Origin of the sequence: Mesorhizobium silamurunense, assembly GCF_014843905.1 — a bacterium.
GTDB lineage: Bacteria > Pseudomonadota > Alphaproteobacteria > Rhizobiales > Rhizobiaceae > Mesorhizobium > Mesorhizobium silamurunense.
Window position 1 is genome coordinate 13,151 of record NZ_LPVS01000259.1, and the last position, 15,599, is coordinate 28,749.

Genomic DNA, 15,599 nt, shown 5'->3' on the forward strand with positions numbered 1-15,599 from the left:
AATCCCCGCGCCCGGAGCAGCCGACATAGCCGCATATGCCGTTGGACGACTCTCGATCGAAACCAAGCCAAAACAAATATTTGTATGCTAGCCTTGCGGGCCAGACGGACGTGGGTGGTCGCAATGCTGGAAACGGACAAGGTCTTCGCCGGCTCGGTTCCGGAAAACTACGACCGCCACATGGTGCCGCTGATTTTCGAGCCCTACGCCGCCGATCTTGCACAACGGGCAGTGTCGTCATCGCCCATCACCGTCCTGGAAACCGCCGCGGGCACCGGCGTCGTCACCCGCGCGTTGGCGCCAAAACTGTCCGCCGGCGCAAGCTATGTCGTGACCGACCTCAACCTGCCGATGCTCGACTATGCCGCGTCGCGGCAAGGACCCGACAGCCGAATCACGTGGCGCCAGGCGGACGCTCTGGCGCTGCCGTTCGAGGATGCGGCCTTCGATCTCGTTTGCTGTCAGTTCGGGGCGATGTTCTTCCCCGACCGCTCGACCGCCTATCGCGAGGCAAAGCGCGTGCTCAAGCCCGGAGGACGATTCCTGTTCAGCGTATGGGATCGCATCGAGGAGAATATTTTCGCCGATGACGTGACGAATGCGCTTGCAAGGATTTTTCCGAACGATCCGCCGCGCTTCCTGGCGCGCACGCCGCACGGCTACCACGATACGGCTTTGATCCGCAGCGAGCTGGAGGGCGCAGGTTTCTCCCGAGTGGCGATCGAGACACGAGCCGAACAAAGCCGAGCATCCTCGCCGCGGCTTCCGGCCGTCGCCTATTGCCAGGGAACCCTGCTTCGCAACGAAATCGAGGCCAGGGACTCGGGAAAACTGGAAGCCGCGACCGATTTCGCCGCATCCGCGATTGCGGACAGGCACGGCAGCGGCGAGGTTGCCGCCAAAATTCAGGCGCACATCGTCGTGGCTGAGTTCTAAAAGCATGTCTCCCGAAAGTGGGAACCGGTTTCGGGACAAGACATGCGTAAAATCAAAGACCTAAAGCGCACTGAGCGAATCTGAAAGATCGCGACGCGCTGCTTTAGGCCAATTTATCGAGCCAGGCGCGCGTCGGCCAAACCGGGGACGGACCTCGTCTTGCCGCTGAGCCGTGCCCCCAAAGTCAGCGCCCGCGGAAAATTGCGGACGACCGCCTCCATCAGTGCAGCGCCGCCGGGGCCAAGGGCCATCCGGGCGATGGCTTCGGCGGCAAGGATCCGCGTCGAGAACAATCCCCGCCAGGCCGCCTCGTAGCGTCTGCCGGCCGCTTCCCGTCCCGTTTGCCCGCTTTCCGCCGCGCCGAGCTCATGCGCCAGGAGCCAGCCGGACTGAAGCGCCATCGATATGCCCTCGGCGATGATCGGATGCGACTCACCGGCGGCATTGCCGACGCGGAAGATGTCCGCTTCGTAGCCGACGCGGATGCCGGGCCGGATCGGACCGGCGGCAAGCCACGGACCGTCGAGGCGGGCTTGCTCCAAGGCTTCCCGCGCGCCACGGCACGTCGCCATGATGTGATGCTCGACGGCTTCGGCGGCCGAGACACGGCTACCGCGTTCTCGGGCGAGGCTGCCGCGCAGCCGGACGAGCATGTCGCGCCTTATGCAGCAGGAGATCGACATGCGGCCGTGGTCGGCGAGCACCATGCCGCCATAGCCACCGGGGAATGTCAGCAGGGGCATCAGGTCGGGCGGCAGCGACGATGCGGTGAAATGCGCCTTGAAGCCGAGCAGGTCCGAGGGGCGGCTTTGCTTCTCGAGTTGGCTCGGCAGCGGCCCCGGCTCCCACGAACCGTGCGCGGCGACGATCACCGGCGCCCGCAGGATCGCCGCCTCGTCGCGACAACCGCCGCCTTTGGCCTGGATCCGCACCGCTTGGCGGTCACCGTCGCGTTCGATGGCGACGGCGCGGCAGGGCTGGAAGACTTCAGCGCCAGCCGACCGGGCTGCATCGAGCAGCAAGGTATCCAACATGTCGCGGCCAAGCGCGCGGCCGAAGCCGTCTCTTGCCGCGGGTCCGGACCGCGCGCCCGGCATCGGCGCCTCGATGCTGGTGTCGCCGGAAAAGAGGCCGACCCGGCGGATTTCGGGACCGCCCTCGGCGCGCCAGGTATCGCCGATCTCCAGCCAGTCGAGGAGCGCGAGATTGCTCGCCGAGATGTATTCGCCGCACACCTTGCGGCGCGGAAACGCACTCTTTTCCACGATCGCCACGGCCCATCCGCGCCGGGCGAGCGCCAGCGCCGCCGACGTGCCGGCCGGACCGCCGCCGATGACGATCGCATCGTGGGTGGATGGCCGCCTCACATCGTACCCCAGGGCGTATGCCTGGTCGGCATCCGCGCTTCGCCGACGAAGACGTGTGAGAAAGGCCCGGCGCGGCGCTCCTCGAGCGGGCTGCCGCCGGCGGCGCTCCAGAGGTCGGAAAGCTCGCTGCCGCGAAAGCCGGCTCGCACGCTCTGGACGGCGTCATGCCGGGTGACGTCGTTGACGCCGATTGCCGGCAGAAGCCGGGCGGCGGTCAGCGCGAAGCCTGTCCTCAGTGGTTCCGATGCCAGGATGAGCGGCGCTTTGCGCCGCAAAAGCGAAAATAGGCGCAGCAGTCCGGCGTCGTCGAAATGATGCAGGAACAGGTTGACCGTGATCGCGTCGAAGAGCCTGCCATCCGCCTTCTCCGCCCAATCGAAGACATCGGCGGTGATGGTTTCGACTGTCCACCCCAGCGCGGCGAAATCGGCCGCGAGCTTCGGCGTGACGAGACCGACGCGATCGAGCATCGTCAACTCCACCTCGCGCCAGTCCCTTGCCATGCGCCGCGCCACCTTCAGCATGAAGGTGCCGTCACCAGCGCCGATCTCCAGGATGCGGCCGGGCGGCCTCGGCAAGAATTTCCGCATGAGCGATGCCATGATCGGCGCCTGGAACATCAGCGCGTTGATGCGGGCGAGATCGCGGCGCGAGCGAAGCGCCCGTGCGTCGTCGGCCGCGAGCCCGTCCAGGATTTCCGGAACGAGGCTGCGCTGGGCGAGCGCACTCATGAGACGGTCCTGAACAGCATGGTCTCGGCCGTCAGCCCGGGTCCGAACGACATGCCGCAGCCGAGCAGGCCGCCCGGCTTCTTCAGCATCTCTTCCATCACGAACATGACGGTCGGCGACGACATGTTGCCGTATCGGCGCAGCACCTCGCGCGACGGCTTGAGCGCGGCGGGCTCGAGATCGAGCGCCCTTTCGACGGCGTCGAGAATGGTGCGGCCGCCGGGATGCACGGCCCAGAGGTCGATCGCCGCCGGCGGCCGGCCGCCGAGGATGGCGTCGTGGTTGCTGCGTAGCACCATCTGGACGGCTGCCGGCACCTTGCCGGAAAGGACCATGTCGAAGCCGTGGTCGCTGATATCCCAGGTCATCAGGTCGCGCTGCTCGTCAGCGAGGATGCAGCGGAAGGAGTTGAGCTCGATGCCGGGCGGCTCGGCGGTGACAAGGCTCACTGCGCAGCCATCGCCCCAAAGGCAGAAGCAAAGCAGCTTTTCGAGCTCGGTGGTTTCCCTGATGTGCAACGTGCATATCTCGATATTGACCAGCAGCACCCTCGCCTGCGGATCGGAGCGGACGATGTGGCGGGCAAGCTTGAGGCCGTTGACCGCCGCGTAGCAGCCCATGAACCCGATCATCGTGCGCTCGATACCGTCCGGCAGGCCGCAGCGCCGAACCAGGTCGAGGTCGATGCCCGGCGCGGAAAAACCGGTGCAGGAGGTGACGATGAGATGGGTGATGCGCGATGCCTCGTTGCCGAGATGGAGCCCGTTGACGCCTTTCTGCGCCAGGACGGGCGCGGCCTCGCCGAACATCGCCATTCTGGCGGCCGTTCCGGGGAACGCGCCGCGCTTGAAGGTTCCGCTGAGGTCGGCTGACGGCCCCTCGGGGTCGAGGGCGGGCGCGAAGCAAGAGAAGCGGTGCTCGATGCCGGCGAGGCCGGCCATGCGTTCGAATAGCCTCTTGCGATCGTCGGCCAGCATGGAGGCCGCGTAGCGCAGGTAGAACTGGTGTACTTCGTGCTCCGGAACCGCTGTGGCAATCCGGTTGATATAGGCGTTGACAGTCATGTTCTGTCTCCTGGGCGTCGGGCACGGAAGAACCGTGGCGCTGCTGTCGGAGGGGTTTTGCTTATCGGCACCGATATTGGGGCACCCGAGTTGGGCGCCAGCACCGGAGCGCCGGTGCCAAACACCGGTCTTGAGCGTTGCCTGTTCGATAAACGTTTCGCAAAACTGGTTTCGTCCCGGGACATGGCCAGTCAGCCCACACCGATGACCACCATCAGCCCGCCGCCGCCCTTCTCCTCGGCATTGTTGTTCGTGGTGTGATGCGGGATGTGGCAGTGGATGAGCCACTTGCCCGGACGCTGTGCTTTCCAGACGACGTCGTAGCGCTGACCCGGCCCGACATTGATGGTGTCGGCGAGGAAGCGGGCCGCGGGGGGAATCGTCTCACCGTCGCGGGCGACGACCTCGAAGGGCCCGCCATGGATGTGCATCGGGTGAATGAAGCCGTTGTTGGTGCCGATGAAGCGGACCTTCAGCGTCTCGCCGACCTTCATGCGGATCGTCTCGGTCGAGGGATAGGCCTTGCCGTTGATGGTGAAGAAGTTCGGCATGCCGCCGTCCATCGGCATCGACGGATAGGTCAGCCCCTCGCGCACCAGCCATTCCTGCAGCTCGATGACATAGTCATGATCGGCGGCGACCTCGTCGGCGGGATTGGCGGGATCGATGATCAGCGCGCCATAGAGGCCGAGCGCCTGGGTGCGGTCGGGCTTGGCGTGCGGATGATAAAAATAGGTGCCGTGCTGGGTGGCCGTGAATTCGTAGGAATAAGTTTGCCCCGGCTCGATCGGCGCCTGCGTGATCTCGGCCGGCCCGTCCATCTGGTTGGGCAGGATCAGGCCGTGCCAGTGCACGGTGGTTTCCTCCGGCAGGCCGTTGGTGACGTTGATGCGGACGCGGTCGCCCTGCCGGATATGGATGCGCGGTCCCGGAATCTGGCCGTTATAGGCATAGGCGTCGACCGCGACATCCGGCAGGATCTGCCAGCGGACCACCGAGGGCCTGAGTTCGAACACCTTCACACCGTTCTCCATGCGGAACGGCAGATCATGGTCGCCCTTGGCCACGAGGCCGTAGGAGGCCGTCACCAGGCGCGGATCGGCCGCCGCCATGTCGCGCATGGTGTCGGCTGGCGTGTCGCGGTCCATGATCATGCCTTGCGGCATGATCACCCCGCCGACATCGCGGGCCGACAATCGCAAGTTCAGCCAGTTCGCCGGGGCAACCATGCCGATGCCGAGCGCAATCAGCGACACCACGCCGAGCGCCGCGATCTGCGGCGTGGTGGCGTCCGACCGCATCTGGTGGCCACCGCTTCCCTTGTGGGAACCCATATCGTGGCCGTGCTCGTGATGGCCATGACCACTTGCGTCGGCCCGCTGCATTTGCATCTTCGCGTGTTGCCTCCCAGCAGGCGGCTCCCGCTTGTCTGTCTCGGCTGTTGGTGGGCGCTCGGTCATCAGGCCATGCTTCAGCCCGCGCGCGACCAGCCAGACATTGGCGGGATAGGCAAGCGTAAAACCGGCGATGACACCGATCGACATCACGCCCCAGAACAGAAGCTCCGTCGGCTCCATGGCGCGCATGTCACGGCCCATCATCAGAAAACTCATGACCGGCGCCATGCCGGCCATCATGAAATTCATCGAGATGAATTCGGGCAGGAAGCTCTTCTTCACATTTTGCCAGTAGCTGCCGCCCATCATTGATTTCATGAACAGCGACTGGAAGATGAACAGGCCGAAGGCAAAGCCGGCGAGGTATTCGACGATGAGGTCGAGCCACATCGGCAGGCCGAGCGTGGCGGTGACGACGGCGGCGAGGATGATGCCGGTGGCGTCGCCGGCCACACAATGGATGGTCGAGCCGACGCCCTGCTTCCAGAGTGGGCTGGTGAAGGCCTCATGCTCGCCGGGGCGCGGTTCCTTGTCGGACAGCACGTAAAGCAGCAGGCCGAGCGGGCCCATATAAAGCGTCACCAGGATGAAGCCCCATTTCATCACCACCGGCTCGGGATTGTTGCGATACTGGTCGAAGCCGACATAGAGCGTCGAGACGGCCGCCAGCGCGAACCAGGCAACGAGGAAATAATCGATCGGTTGGATGAGCATGATCCGGCCTCTGCTCGATGAAACGGCTGGTTGTATGCGCATGAACGCGGCCGCGCCCAGTCCGATCCATCCGCCGGAATTTCCGGCTCAAGCCGCTCGATCCGCTTGACCTTCCAGCAACTGGAACCCTTAGCGTCAACGGCGAGGTTTTCGGCGGGGCCTTTTCAATCGAGATCGAGGAGCGAAAAATGCATCGACGCGGCTTTCTGGCGGCAGGCCTGGCAACGGTCCTGTCGGGCTCGCGCGCGCTGGCGCAGATGAAGATGGACGGCGCGTCGGACATGGGCTCCATGCCCGGAACGGACATGGGTGACCATGCCGGCCATGACATGGGAGCGCAGGCCCCAGCCGTGCTGCCCGAGGGCGAGACGCTGCGCGAATTGCCGCCGCTGGCGAACGAAACCGGCCGGCCCGGCCTGTTCAGGGCGAGGCTGACGGCGGCGTCGGCCACAACGCGCTTTGCCGCCGACCGGGACACGCCGATCCTCGCCTATAACGGCATGATCCCGGGGCCGCTGATCGAGGCCTATGAAGGCGACCGCGTCGAGATCGCCTTCGCCAACCGGATTGAAGGCGAGCAGAGCACCATCCACTGGCACGGCATGCCGGTGCCGGCCGATCAGGACGGCAATCCGATGGACCCGGTGGCGGCGGGCGCGGACCGCGTCTACACCTTCGAGCTGCCGGAAGGCAGCGCCGGCTCCTACTGGTATCACCCGCATCCGCACGGCAAGACAGCCGAGCAGGTCTATCGCGGCCTTGCCGGCGCCTTCGTCGTCAAGGCCAAGGCGGATCCGGTTCCAGCCGAGTATGGCGACACCGTGCTTATGTTCACCGATCTTCGCCTTGCCGCCGACGGCTCGATGCCCGAAAACACCATGGCCGACCTGATGAACGGCCGGGTCGGCGACCATGTGCTGGTCAACGGCCAGAAGAACCCGCGGCTCGCCGTGGCGATGGGCGCGAAGCTGCGCCTGCGGCTCTACAACGCCACCAATGCGCGTTTCCTCAGGCTTGCCTTCGGCAACGCCGCGATGACGGTGATCGGCAGCGACGGCGGCCTGCTGGAGGCGCCCATGGCGGCCGACGAGATCCTCCTCAGCCCGGCCGAGCGCGTCGAGCTGGTCGTCGCCTTCGACCGACCGGGAACCGTCACGCTCACCACACTCGATTATGACCGCGGGTGGATGGGCCCGGGCCGGCCCGCGGACGCCGGGCTGACGCTGCTGACGGTCGATGTCTCCGACACGCCGGTGCAGGCGATGCCGACGCTGCCCGAAAGGCTGAGGCCAATCGCGCAGCTTGGGCAGCCCACGGTCAGCCGCCGCCTCGTCTTCACCGAGACCATGGTGATGAACGCCGCCGGCATGGAGATGGGCTTCCTGATCAACGGCAAGGCGTTCGACATGCGGCGGGTCGACATCGTGGCCAAGGCCGGCGAGACGGAGCTGTGGGAAATCGTCAACCAGGCCGACATGGACCACCCGTTCCATCTTCACGGCACGCAGTTCCAAGTGATCGAGCGCGAGCGCGGCGGCAAGGTCGCCAAGCCGCCCTATCTCGCCTGGAAGGACACGGTCAACGTGGCGCGCGGCGAGACGGTGCGGCTGCTGCTCCGCCAAGAGCGGGCGGGGCCGCGCATGTATCACTGCCACATCCTCGAGCATGAGCAGCTCGGCATGATGGGCATTGTCGACGTGCAGGCGTGAGGTTCCGCGTCGTTCTTGGGACGGCGATGCTTGTGCTCGCCGGCCCGCTGATCTTAGCTCCGTCGCCGGCAGACGGTCCGGGCGATCCCGCCGTGGCGGCGCGCCAGGCCTCGATGAAGGAGATGGCGGCTGCCGTGAAGGCGATCGCCGAAATGTTCGATGGCAGGCGCGCCTACGCACCAGAAGCTTTCAAAGTGGCGGCGGACACGCTCAGCGCCCGCGCCGGCCCTGCCCTGATCGCCGAGTTCCCCGCCCGCTCGCTTGGCGCGCCATCCGGCGCCAAACCGGAAATCGACCAGGCCCGGCCGGAGTTCGAGGCGCTCGCCAGCCATATCGGCCGGCTCGCCGAAGCGCTCGCCGCCAAGGCCGAGAATGCGCCGCCTGCGATCACCCGCGACATGCGCATGGGCGCCATGCTGCCGATGGATGGCGGCAGCCTGCTCGGCAAGCGGCCAAATGCGGCGGAGGAAAACCCGACGAAGATGCCGGCCGAACATCTCCTGCATCTCATCCTGCAGGATTGCTCGAGTTGCCATTCGAAATTCCGTCAAAAGGTGGAGTGAGGTACGTCCTAAGCAGCGCGGTGATCGGCAGGCACTGTTCTGCACAATTAGATCAGTTCGTGCTAATATGTTGTGCCATGCTCATGCACGCATGACAGGTTTAGGAGGATGCGATGAAAAAGATGAATCGCAGGTCTGCAATCGCTCTCGGTGTAACGGCTGCCGCGGTGGCGCCCCTGTTCACGACGGCAACGTTTGCGAAAACCAAGAAATACGGTGCGAACGAAGGCAAGGAGATCGCGCCCGGCGTCAGGGTGGTGGAAGTCGGCACCGGCAATTCCGACATTCCGGCCTATAAGAGCATTGCAATTGTCGACGTGGTGTTTCAGCCCGGAGCACACGCGCCGCAAAGCGTGATGGACAACGACATGGTGTGCACGATTACTTCCGGCGCATTCACCATCAAGAAGGTGGACAAGGAGTTCAAGCTCAAGGTCGGCGACGTGTACACCTGCGCCAAGGGCAAGACCGACGACGCGACGAATACAAGCAAGGAGGTCGGCGTCCATCGCATCGCCATGCTGATCCCGGCATAAAAAGTGATTCCTGCGTAGAAGACCGGGGCCGGTTCGGCGTTCGGGTAGGGTCGCTGAACCGCTCCAACCGCTGATCTGCTGGTCGCGGCTGCATATCGGCATCCACTATGCGGGTGACGTCATGGGCGGCGCCACCACCGGGGTTGCGGCCGCCCTGGCGGTGTGGCTTGGCTATCGAGAGAATTCACGTCTCGATGCCTTCGCTACGAAGATTCTGTAGAAGCTCCCGCTCCGATTCGATCGGCGCGCATCACAAAAGTGACGTTCTGATCACGCTATATGCTAGCCTCATGCAGCCAAGACAGGGTTCATCGTTATGGATGCCAGCGAACTGCAGGCCATAGGCGACACGATGATGCGCCTCGTCACCCCCGACATGACACCGAAGGAACTGGTCAAGGCCGTCCGCAAGGTGCATCCCGATGCCAAGAAGAAGGATATCGCCCGCGCCGCCTTCCACGCCATCATCGCCGATGCCAACCAGGATCTCGGCAAATCGAGGAGCCTGCAAGCCTTCGCGCTCGCCGAGCGCACCCAGCAGGCGGAATAGCGACCACCGACGATAGCTGCAAATTGCATCGATCGAATTGTGAGAAAATTAATCAGCGAATTCTAATATTATGGGTCAACCGGCGACGAACCCCATGACCAAGAACCTCGGCAACGCCAAGCCCAATGCTCCAGCGAGAGAGATGAAACCCTCGCCGCTCGGCAGGATCGCGCCGGCGCTTTTCCCGCTGGTGGTCGTCGCGCTCGGCTACTTCGTCGGCAAGCAGTTCTTCGGCTTCTGATCCAGGACTCGCTACCTTTCTGGTAACCGATTGCAAAACGCAATCAGATGTGCATCCTTGGCCTCGAACGGGTCAGAAGGAGGCGCCGGTGGCCAGGATCGTCTATTCCATGCTGATGTCGCTGGACGGCTATATTGCCGGGCCGGACGGAAGCATCGACCTGCCAGTGCCCGAGGAGGAATTGCACCGGCATTTCAACGAGGAGATGCGGCAAACCGCGATCGCGCTTTGCGGTCGGCGCCTCTACGAGACGATGCGTTTCTGGGACAGCGCCGACCGTGAGACCGGCGCCGAAGAGGTCGAGCGCGACTTCGCCCACGCCTGGCGCGAGACGCCGAAGATCGTGTTTTCGACGACGCTGCGCGAGGTCGGCGCCAATGCCCGGCTGGCGGATGGCGACGCCGTCGCGATGGCAAGATCGCTGAAGACGGAGACGGACGGCCAGATCAGCGTCGGCGGCGCCGAATTGGCCGGGCACTTGGCCCGCGCGGGCCTGATCGACGAGTACCGGCTCTACATGCACCCGGTCGTACTGGGCGGCGGCAAGCCGTATTTCCAGCATGGATTGTCGCTCGCGCTGACGCCGCTTGGCGCCGAGCGCCTTTCCCAAGGCGTGACGCTGCTGCGCTACGCACCGGCCTGAGCGCCGCAAGTTCAATACGCGCCAGCCGAAACAGAAGCGGGAAACGCCGGCGCCTCGGCCGTTTTGCGCCGCCCCCACTGCTTTGGTCCTAGGGCCTAGGTCGTTCTTGCCCTTGTATGAGCACAAGCGCATGTTCGAGGCAGCCGGCAGGCTCGCAAACTCCGGTCAGGCCCGGCCGCCGAACCCAATACACCCCCCCAGGCTGCCGGGCCGCCGGCGCGGCGGACGCCGCTCAAGCAAGCCTTCGGCCACATAACCTCCGATCCGAACCAATTCCATCGGCATGCCGGACACGTCCGGCCTCACGATCCGCTTGGACGCGTTCGAGACGCGATGGCGTGTCGTTGGGTCGAACCGGGCCTATCGACATCGAATTCTGCCGAGCACGCCCGAACCTGGGGTTTCAAAACCTGGCTTTTTACACGGCGACGGGCGGTTTCTCGATATTTTTATTTACAATGTCAAATCGGCGGGCGCCCGGCGACTGTTCTCCTACTAAAGGCCAATGCGCTGATGCTTGCGGCAACCCTTCGCAAGTTAAATCGTATTGCTGTTCAAGGATGCATTTCTTGTGGCAACGAGCTGGAGCTGCACATGGTGGCAGGCGAGCCAGACAGCGTCCGCGTAAAGGGCATCAACGGCCAGTGGATCGTGCGCGTCGTCGAGGGCGGAAGACTGACGCAGCTCGTGTTTGACATTCACGCGGAAGCCGAAGCCTTCGCAGAGGAGGAACGCCACCGGATCGGCCTGCCCGGAGAACCACCGGCCGAGGAGCCGGTCGAGGCAAGGCGGCGCGGCGGGCGCGGGCGTTAACACGATCCGGCACGTAAGCTCCTGGCACGATTGGCTCCACCTCCGCGACGGGTGTTTGCGCTTGGCGCGAAAATGCGGGAACAATCGGCGGACGGGGGAGTGCTGCCGATGTGCAATCTCTACAACATCACCACCAGCCAGGAGGCGATCCGCCAGTGGACTCGCACGCTGCGCGACCTGATCGGCAACCTCGAGCCTTCGATCGACATCTATCCGAACCAGCCGGCGCCGGTGGTGCGCAACGCCGCCGACGGCAGTCGCGAGCTCGCCACTTTGCGCTGGGGCATGCCGACGCCACTCGAGCGCATGCGCGGCAATGCCGATTCCGGCACGACCAACATCCGCAACCCGCAATATGGGCACTGGCTGCCCTATCTCGGCGTCGAGAATCGCTGCGTGGTGCCGGTGACAAGTTTTGCCGAACCCTCGCCCAAGCCCGGGGACAAGGACCCGGAAACCGGTGTCCAGAAGAACTTCTGGTTTGCGCGCAGCGAAGAGCTGCCGCTGTTCTTCTTCGCCGGGCTGTGGACGTCGTGGCACGGGGTGCGAAAGGTCAAGGAAGGTCCGGGCGACCACGAACTCTACGGCTTCCTGACGACTAGGCCCAACGCGCTGATCGCGCCGATCCACGAGAAGGCTATGCCGGTGATCCTGACCACGCTGGAGGAGACCGACCTCTGGCTCACCGCGCCATGGTCGGAGGCGAAGAAGCTGCAGCGACCGGCGCCTGATGATGCGCTGGTGATCGTCGAGAAGCCGGCGACGCAGATCAAGTTTCCCACCGCGCCGCCGGCGCAGGGATCATTGTTTTAACCCCTCGCCTTCTGCAGCACCCAGATATAGCCCTTTGACGGGTGGTCCTGGTCGATGAACTGGGTCTTCACCTCCGTGTCCCTGCGGCCGCAGCGCTTGCAGCGGAAGCGGATGGCTTCGAGCGGCTTGTTCCAGCCGACCACCTTGGCCACGTCGTTCGCCTTGAAGCGGCCGACGTGGTAGCAGTGGCGGCATTCGACGATAAGCAGCATGTTGGCCTTGGCCGCTCGGCCAACGCTGTCCATGGGTCCGGCCATTTTCTCATGTCCGGTCTGAATAATCCTCGGGCAGGGGCAAGAGGCCGAGCCAAGCGGCCCGGAAATCGGGCTCCCGACCCGCAACCGCGCCCATCACCTCATGCAGCCTCTCCACCAAGCCGTTAAGCCGCCAGTACATTTCGCCATTGGTCTTGAGGTTGAGCTGCGCCGCCAGCACTGTCTGGCGTAGCTCCAGCGCGTCAAGGATGATCGCCTCCACGTCCGACCGGAACAATCTGTCATAGCGGCTTTTCCGTCTGCCCAATGCGGCTCTCCCTGATACCGAGCAACCGCCCCATCTCCTGACAAAATAGGAATCTCTTCCTCGCGAAGTCAATTCGTCCTTGACATTTTTGTTCACTTTTTGTTCACTTACTAATATGAGCTGAAGGGAGCAACGGATATGGACCATATCGTCAGGCTCGACAGCCGCCAGGAGGCCGCGCTTCAGGCAATCGCCGAGCGCTTCATCGCCGAGCACAATCAGTGAAGGCGCTGAAGGAGATGATCGTGCTCAACGGGCATTTGCAGGAGCGGCTGGAAGCACTCGGCGCGCCGAAGCGGGCTGGGCGGCAAGGTAGCTAACGCAGGACAGAGGGGCGCGAAGGATCGCGGCTTTGACAATTGGCGACCCTGAAGCCCTATGCCTTCACGCGCTTCAGCGCCTGCGCCATGCAGTGGATGCCGCCGCCGGTCTTGGAGATCTCGCTCATGTCGACGGCCGCGACCTCGAAGCCGCGCGCCTTCAACTGGCCGATCAGGCTCTTGCTGGAGGTCGGCGCGATCACCCTGTCCCTGCCGAGCGACATGAAGTTGCAGCCGAGCGCCATCGTGTCCTGGAACGGCACGTCGATGATCTCGTGGCCCTTGCCCTTCAGCCAGTCGACGATGCCGGGCTCGGTGCAGGCGAGGCAGACGGCGGTGAGTTTTTCGGCGATCGGCACCACCATCAGGTCGATATGGACATAATATTCGTCGATGAAGGCGATGCGGGTCTCCCAGCCTTCCTTGTCGAACCAGGCCTGCACCTGGCGCGCGCCTTCCTCCTGCGTGCGGGCGCCGCCGCAGCCGATCAGCACCACGCCTTCCTCGATGACGTTGAAGTCGCCGCCCTCGAAGGTACCGGCCGTCACCATGTCGTAGATCGGGATGCCAAGCTTCTCATAGGTGCGGATGGCGGCGTAGTTCTCCCCGCGGCGCCACCAGTTGGCCATGGCGGTGATGAAGGCGCCGTAGGGCGTCATGACGCTGGAGTCGCGCGAATAGACCTGCATCGGCAGTTCCGGCGTCGGCTCGTGCCAGTGGATGTTGACGCCGAAATGCTCGTAAGCCGCGACGAGGTCCTTGTGCTGCGCCTGCGCGATCTGGATGTTGCAGGGCGCCTCGCGCAGATGTTTTCTCGACAGCGAGCTGGTCGACAGATGCCTGAGGAAATTCGGCGAGCCGAGCAGGACATCGGTCAGCACATCGGTTTCGTTGGCGAAGCCCCAGGCGGTCAGCGGCTTGGTGCCGCCGTTGGGGTTGCGGCGCTGCAGCGAGAAGGGTTCGGCGACGATGCGATCATGGACGGTCATGGTGTTCTCCTCGAGCTGATAGTGTTCGTGTGTCATGCGGTGGAAGCAGCCGGGATCCACCAGTCGCGCCCGCGCGGCGTGGTGACATATTCCGGCCAGCGGAAGTTGATCGGCGGCTCGTAGTCGCAAAGCGGCGCGATCCAGTTCGAGCCGCCGACGCCCCCGCCGGTTCGCTTCACGAACTCGTCCATCGCGGCCTCGCGCGCGGCCCTGTCCTCGAGCACGCGCAACGCGGTGAGCGCAACCGTCTTGGCGGCGCAGGTCACCATCGGGTCGATAGTGGCTGAAATGCCGCCCAGCGCGTTCATCACCCAGGCCGGATAGGCATGGCCGTTCTCCGAGCGCAGCGCCGGACGGGCGACATAGAAACGCGCGGTCGGCGCGTGCCAGCTCATGTCGGTGTAGTCGTCGGAGGTCGAGTTCACCTGCGATGGCGGCAGATCACGGCGCAGGATCGCCTCGGCCTCTTGCGGCGTGATCAGCCGCTCCAGCTCGTCAATGAACGGGTTCTCGGTCGCCTCGCCGCCGGCATTGACCTGAATCTCGCGGGCGATGGCCCTCGCCTCCTCGCTCCATTGCGGCGGGCCGACGGCTGCGAGCGCCTGATAGGTGATGTCGGCCATGGCGTGACTGGCGAGGCCCGGCCGCGACTTCGACACCCAGTGCCGCTCGTAGCGGCAGCCGCTCAGCCTGGCGGCCGCTTCCGCATTGCGGTCGAGCACGGCGGTCACCTGCTCGGCCATGGCAATAGTCGGCACGCGGATCATGTACTGGATCTCGGCTAGCCCGGCCGGCAGATTGTCGGCGGTCGCCTGCCCCGCCGTCAGGATCGCCTCGCTGATCGACCAGCCGCCCTGATGCGGCAGCATGGAGTCGCGCAGCGCCTTGGAGGCCATGTACATCATCATCAGCGCGTCGTTGGCGCCGGGCGCCCTGACCGCCGAATGCGCCTGCGGGATCGGCGCGCCGTCATTTGCGCGAACCCAATTTTCGGGTTCGTCGCAGATAAAGCGGTAGATCATCGCGTAGGCCGCGCCGCAATGCGTGTCCCAGCGCGCCGTGTTGCAGAGCGGCAGCATGTAGAAGGGATGGAAGGAGATCATACCGGCCAGGCCGTCATAATAGCCCTTGGCCGCGTGGATCGGCTTCGAGCCCCTCACCTTCTCCGCCGGCTCGCCGGTGAAGCGCAGCGTGCCCTGGATGTTGTGCTGCTGCATCGCCGCCTTGGTGGCGAGCAGCCCGCCGAGGCTGCCGATGCCGAGACCCGAATGCGGATCGGTGTGGCCGCCGGCCTCGACGCCCAGGCCGGGCCGCGGGCGCTTCACCGTCGCGACGTCCTGACAGTTGCCGGGCACGGCGTCATATTCGGCATACATGCCGACGGTGGGCCCGTCGCCATTCGTCCAATGGGCGCAGAAGGCGGTCGGCATGCCGCCCGAACCTTCCTCGACCGAAAAGCCTTCGCGCTTCAGCCGGTCGACATACCAGGCGGCCGACTGGTACTCGCGCCAGGCGGTCTCGCCGAAATCGAAAATGGTGCGGGTCCAGGCCGACAAGAGCGGCTGGATGCCGTCGATACAGGCAAGCGCTGTTTCCTGCGCTGAAGTCGTCACCGGTTCCTCCATGCCTTAAAGAAAGCAGTGAAGCGGCCCATCAAAAAGTGATATGTTTTCCCGGCTCGTGCAAATTCG

At 64.6% G+C, this 15,599-nt stretch carries 17 protein-coding genes; 9 read left to right on the forward strand and 8 right to left on the reverse strand.

The window, feature by feature from the left end; genetic code table 11:
• Positions 1–123: 123 nt before the first annotated feature.
• Positions 124–936 carry a class I SAM-dependent methyltransferase gene (locus tag AU465_RS35510; RefSeq protein WP_192258092.1) on the forward strand — a complete coding sequence of 271 codons (813 nt, stop codon included), beginning with the start codon at positions 124–126 and terminating at the stop codon, positions 934–936.
• 113 nt (positions 937–1,049) lie between these two features.
• On the opposite strand, the gene AU465_RS35515 is transcribed toward AU465_RS35510, so the two are convergent.
• From AU465_RS35515 to AU465_RS35530, 4 genes are all read right to left on the reverse strand, one after another.
• On the reverse strand, positions 1,050–2,303 hold the full coding sequence (locus AU465_RS35515; RefSeq protein WP_192258094.1) for an NAD(P)/FAD-dependent oxidoreductase: 1,254 nt from the start codon (positions 2,301–2,303) through the stop codon (positions 1,050–1,052).
• The gene (locus AU465_RS35520) at positions 2,300–3,034 is read right to left on the reverse strand and encodes a methyltransferase domain-containing protein (RefSeq protein ID WP_192258096.1); all 735 of its coding nucleotides are present in this window, start codon (positions 3,032–3,034) and stop codon (positions 2,300–2,302) included. Before AU465_RS35520 ends, AU465_RS35515 begins: the two co-directional genes overlap by 4 nt.
• Positions 3,031–4,098, reverse strand: a complete 1,068-nt coding sequence (locus tag AU465_RS35525) for a type III polyketide synthase (protein ID WP_192258098.1) — start codon at positions 4,096–4,098, stop codon at positions 3,031–3,033. The genes AU465_RS35520 and AU465_RS35525 overlap by 4 nt, the downstream gene beginning before the upstream one ends.
• Positions 4,099–4,289: 191 nt before the next feature.
• Positions 4,290–6,209 (reverse strand): multicopper oxidase domain-containing protein, encoded by a 1,920-nt coding sequence (locus AU465_RS35530; protein ID WP_192258100.1) that lies wholly within the window; start codon positions 6,207–6,209, stop codon positions 4,290–4,292.
• 188 nt (positions 6,210–6,397) lie between these two features.
• Between AU465_RS35530 and AU465_RS35535 the strand changes: the two genes are divergently transcribed.
• From AU465_RS35535 to AU465_RS35570, 8 genes are all read left to right on the forward strand, one after another.
• Entirely contained in the window at positions 6,398–7,918 is a 1,521-nt protein-coding gene (locus AU465_RS35535; RefSeq protein ID WP_192258103.1) for a multicopper oxidase family protein, read from the forward strand.
• 26 nt (positions 7,919–7,944) lie between these two features.
• Positions 7,945–8,481, forward strand: coding sequence for a cytochrome c (locus AU465_RS35540; protein WP_192258105.1), 537 nt, complete (start codon positions 7,945–7,947; stop codon positions 8,479–8,481).
• Positions 8,482–8,594: 113 nt separating this feature from the next.
• Positions 8,595–9,017 carry a hypothetical protein gene (locus AU465_RS35545; RefSeq protein WP_192258107.1) on the forward strand — a complete coding sequence of 141 codons (423 nt, stop codon included), beginning with the start codon at positions 8,595–8,597 and terminating at the stop codon, positions 9,015–9,017.
• Positions 9,018–9,333: 316 nt separating this feature from the next.
• Entirely contained in the window at positions 9,334–9,567 is a 234-nt protein-coding gene (locus tag AU465_RS35550) for a hypothetical protein (RefSeq protein ID WP_192258110.1), read from the forward strand.
• A 94-nt stretch (positions 9,568–9,661) separates the two neighbouring features.
• Positions 9,662–9,808 carry a hypothetical protein gene (locus AU465_RS35555; RefSeq protein ID WP_192258112.1) on the forward strand — a complete coding sequence of 49 codons (147 nt, stop codon included), beginning with the start codon at positions 9,662–9,664 and terminating at the stop codon, positions 9,806–9,808.
• 88 nt (positions 9,809–9,896) lie between these two features.
• Positions 9,897–10,451 (forward strand): dihydrofolate reductase family protein, encoded by a 555-nt coding sequence (locus tag AU465_RS35560; RefSeq protein ID WP_192258114.1) that lies wholly within the window; start codon positions 9,897–9,899, stop codon positions 10,449–10,451.
• A gap of 513 nt (positions 10,452–10,964) precedes the next feature.
• Entirely contained in the window at positions 10,965–11,264 is a 300-nt protein-coding gene (locus AU465_RS35565; RefSeq protein ID WP_246506740.1) for a hypothetical protein, read from the forward strand.
• 108 nt (positions 11,265–11,372) lie between these two features.
• Positions 11,373–12,077: an SOS response-associated peptidase gene (locus AU465_RS35570; RefSeq protein WP_192258155.1), complete on the forward strand. Its 705-nt coding sequence runs from the start codon at positions 11,373–11,375 to the stop codon at positions 12,075–12,077.
• Here the strand turns inward: AU465_RS35570 and AU465_RS35575 are convergent.
• From AU465_RS35575 to AU465_RS35595, 4 genes are all read right to left on the reverse strand, one after another.
• Positions 12,074–12,334, reverse strand: a complete 261-nt coding sequence (locus tag AU465_RS35575; RefSeq protein WP_192258116.1) for a hypothetical protein — start codon at positions 12,332–12,334, stop codon at positions 12,074–12,076. The genes AU465_RS35570 and AU465_RS35575 overlap by 4 nt on opposite strands.
• Positions 12,335–12,338: 4 nt before the next feature.
• Entirely contained in the window at positions 12,339–12,599 is a 261-nt protein-coding gene (locus AU465_RS35580; RefSeq protein WP_192258118.1) for a hypothetical protein, read from the reverse strand.
• A gap of 376 nt (positions 12,600–12,975) precedes the next feature.
• Positions 12,976–13,908, reverse strand: a complete 933-nt coding sequence (locus AU465_RS35590; RefSeq protein WP_192258120.1) for a dimethylarginine dimethylaminohydrolase family protein — start codon at positions 13,906–13,908, stop codon at positions 12,976–12,978.
• Positions 13,909–13,940: 32 nt separating this feature from the next.
• Positions 13,941–15,533 (reverse strand): zinc-binding metallopeptidase family protein, encoded by a 1,593-nt coding sequence (locus AU465_RS35595; RefSeq protein WP_192258122.1) that lies wholly within the window; start codon positions 15,531–15,533, stop codon positions 13,941–13,943.
• Positions 15,534–15,599 lie beyond the last annotated feature (66 nt).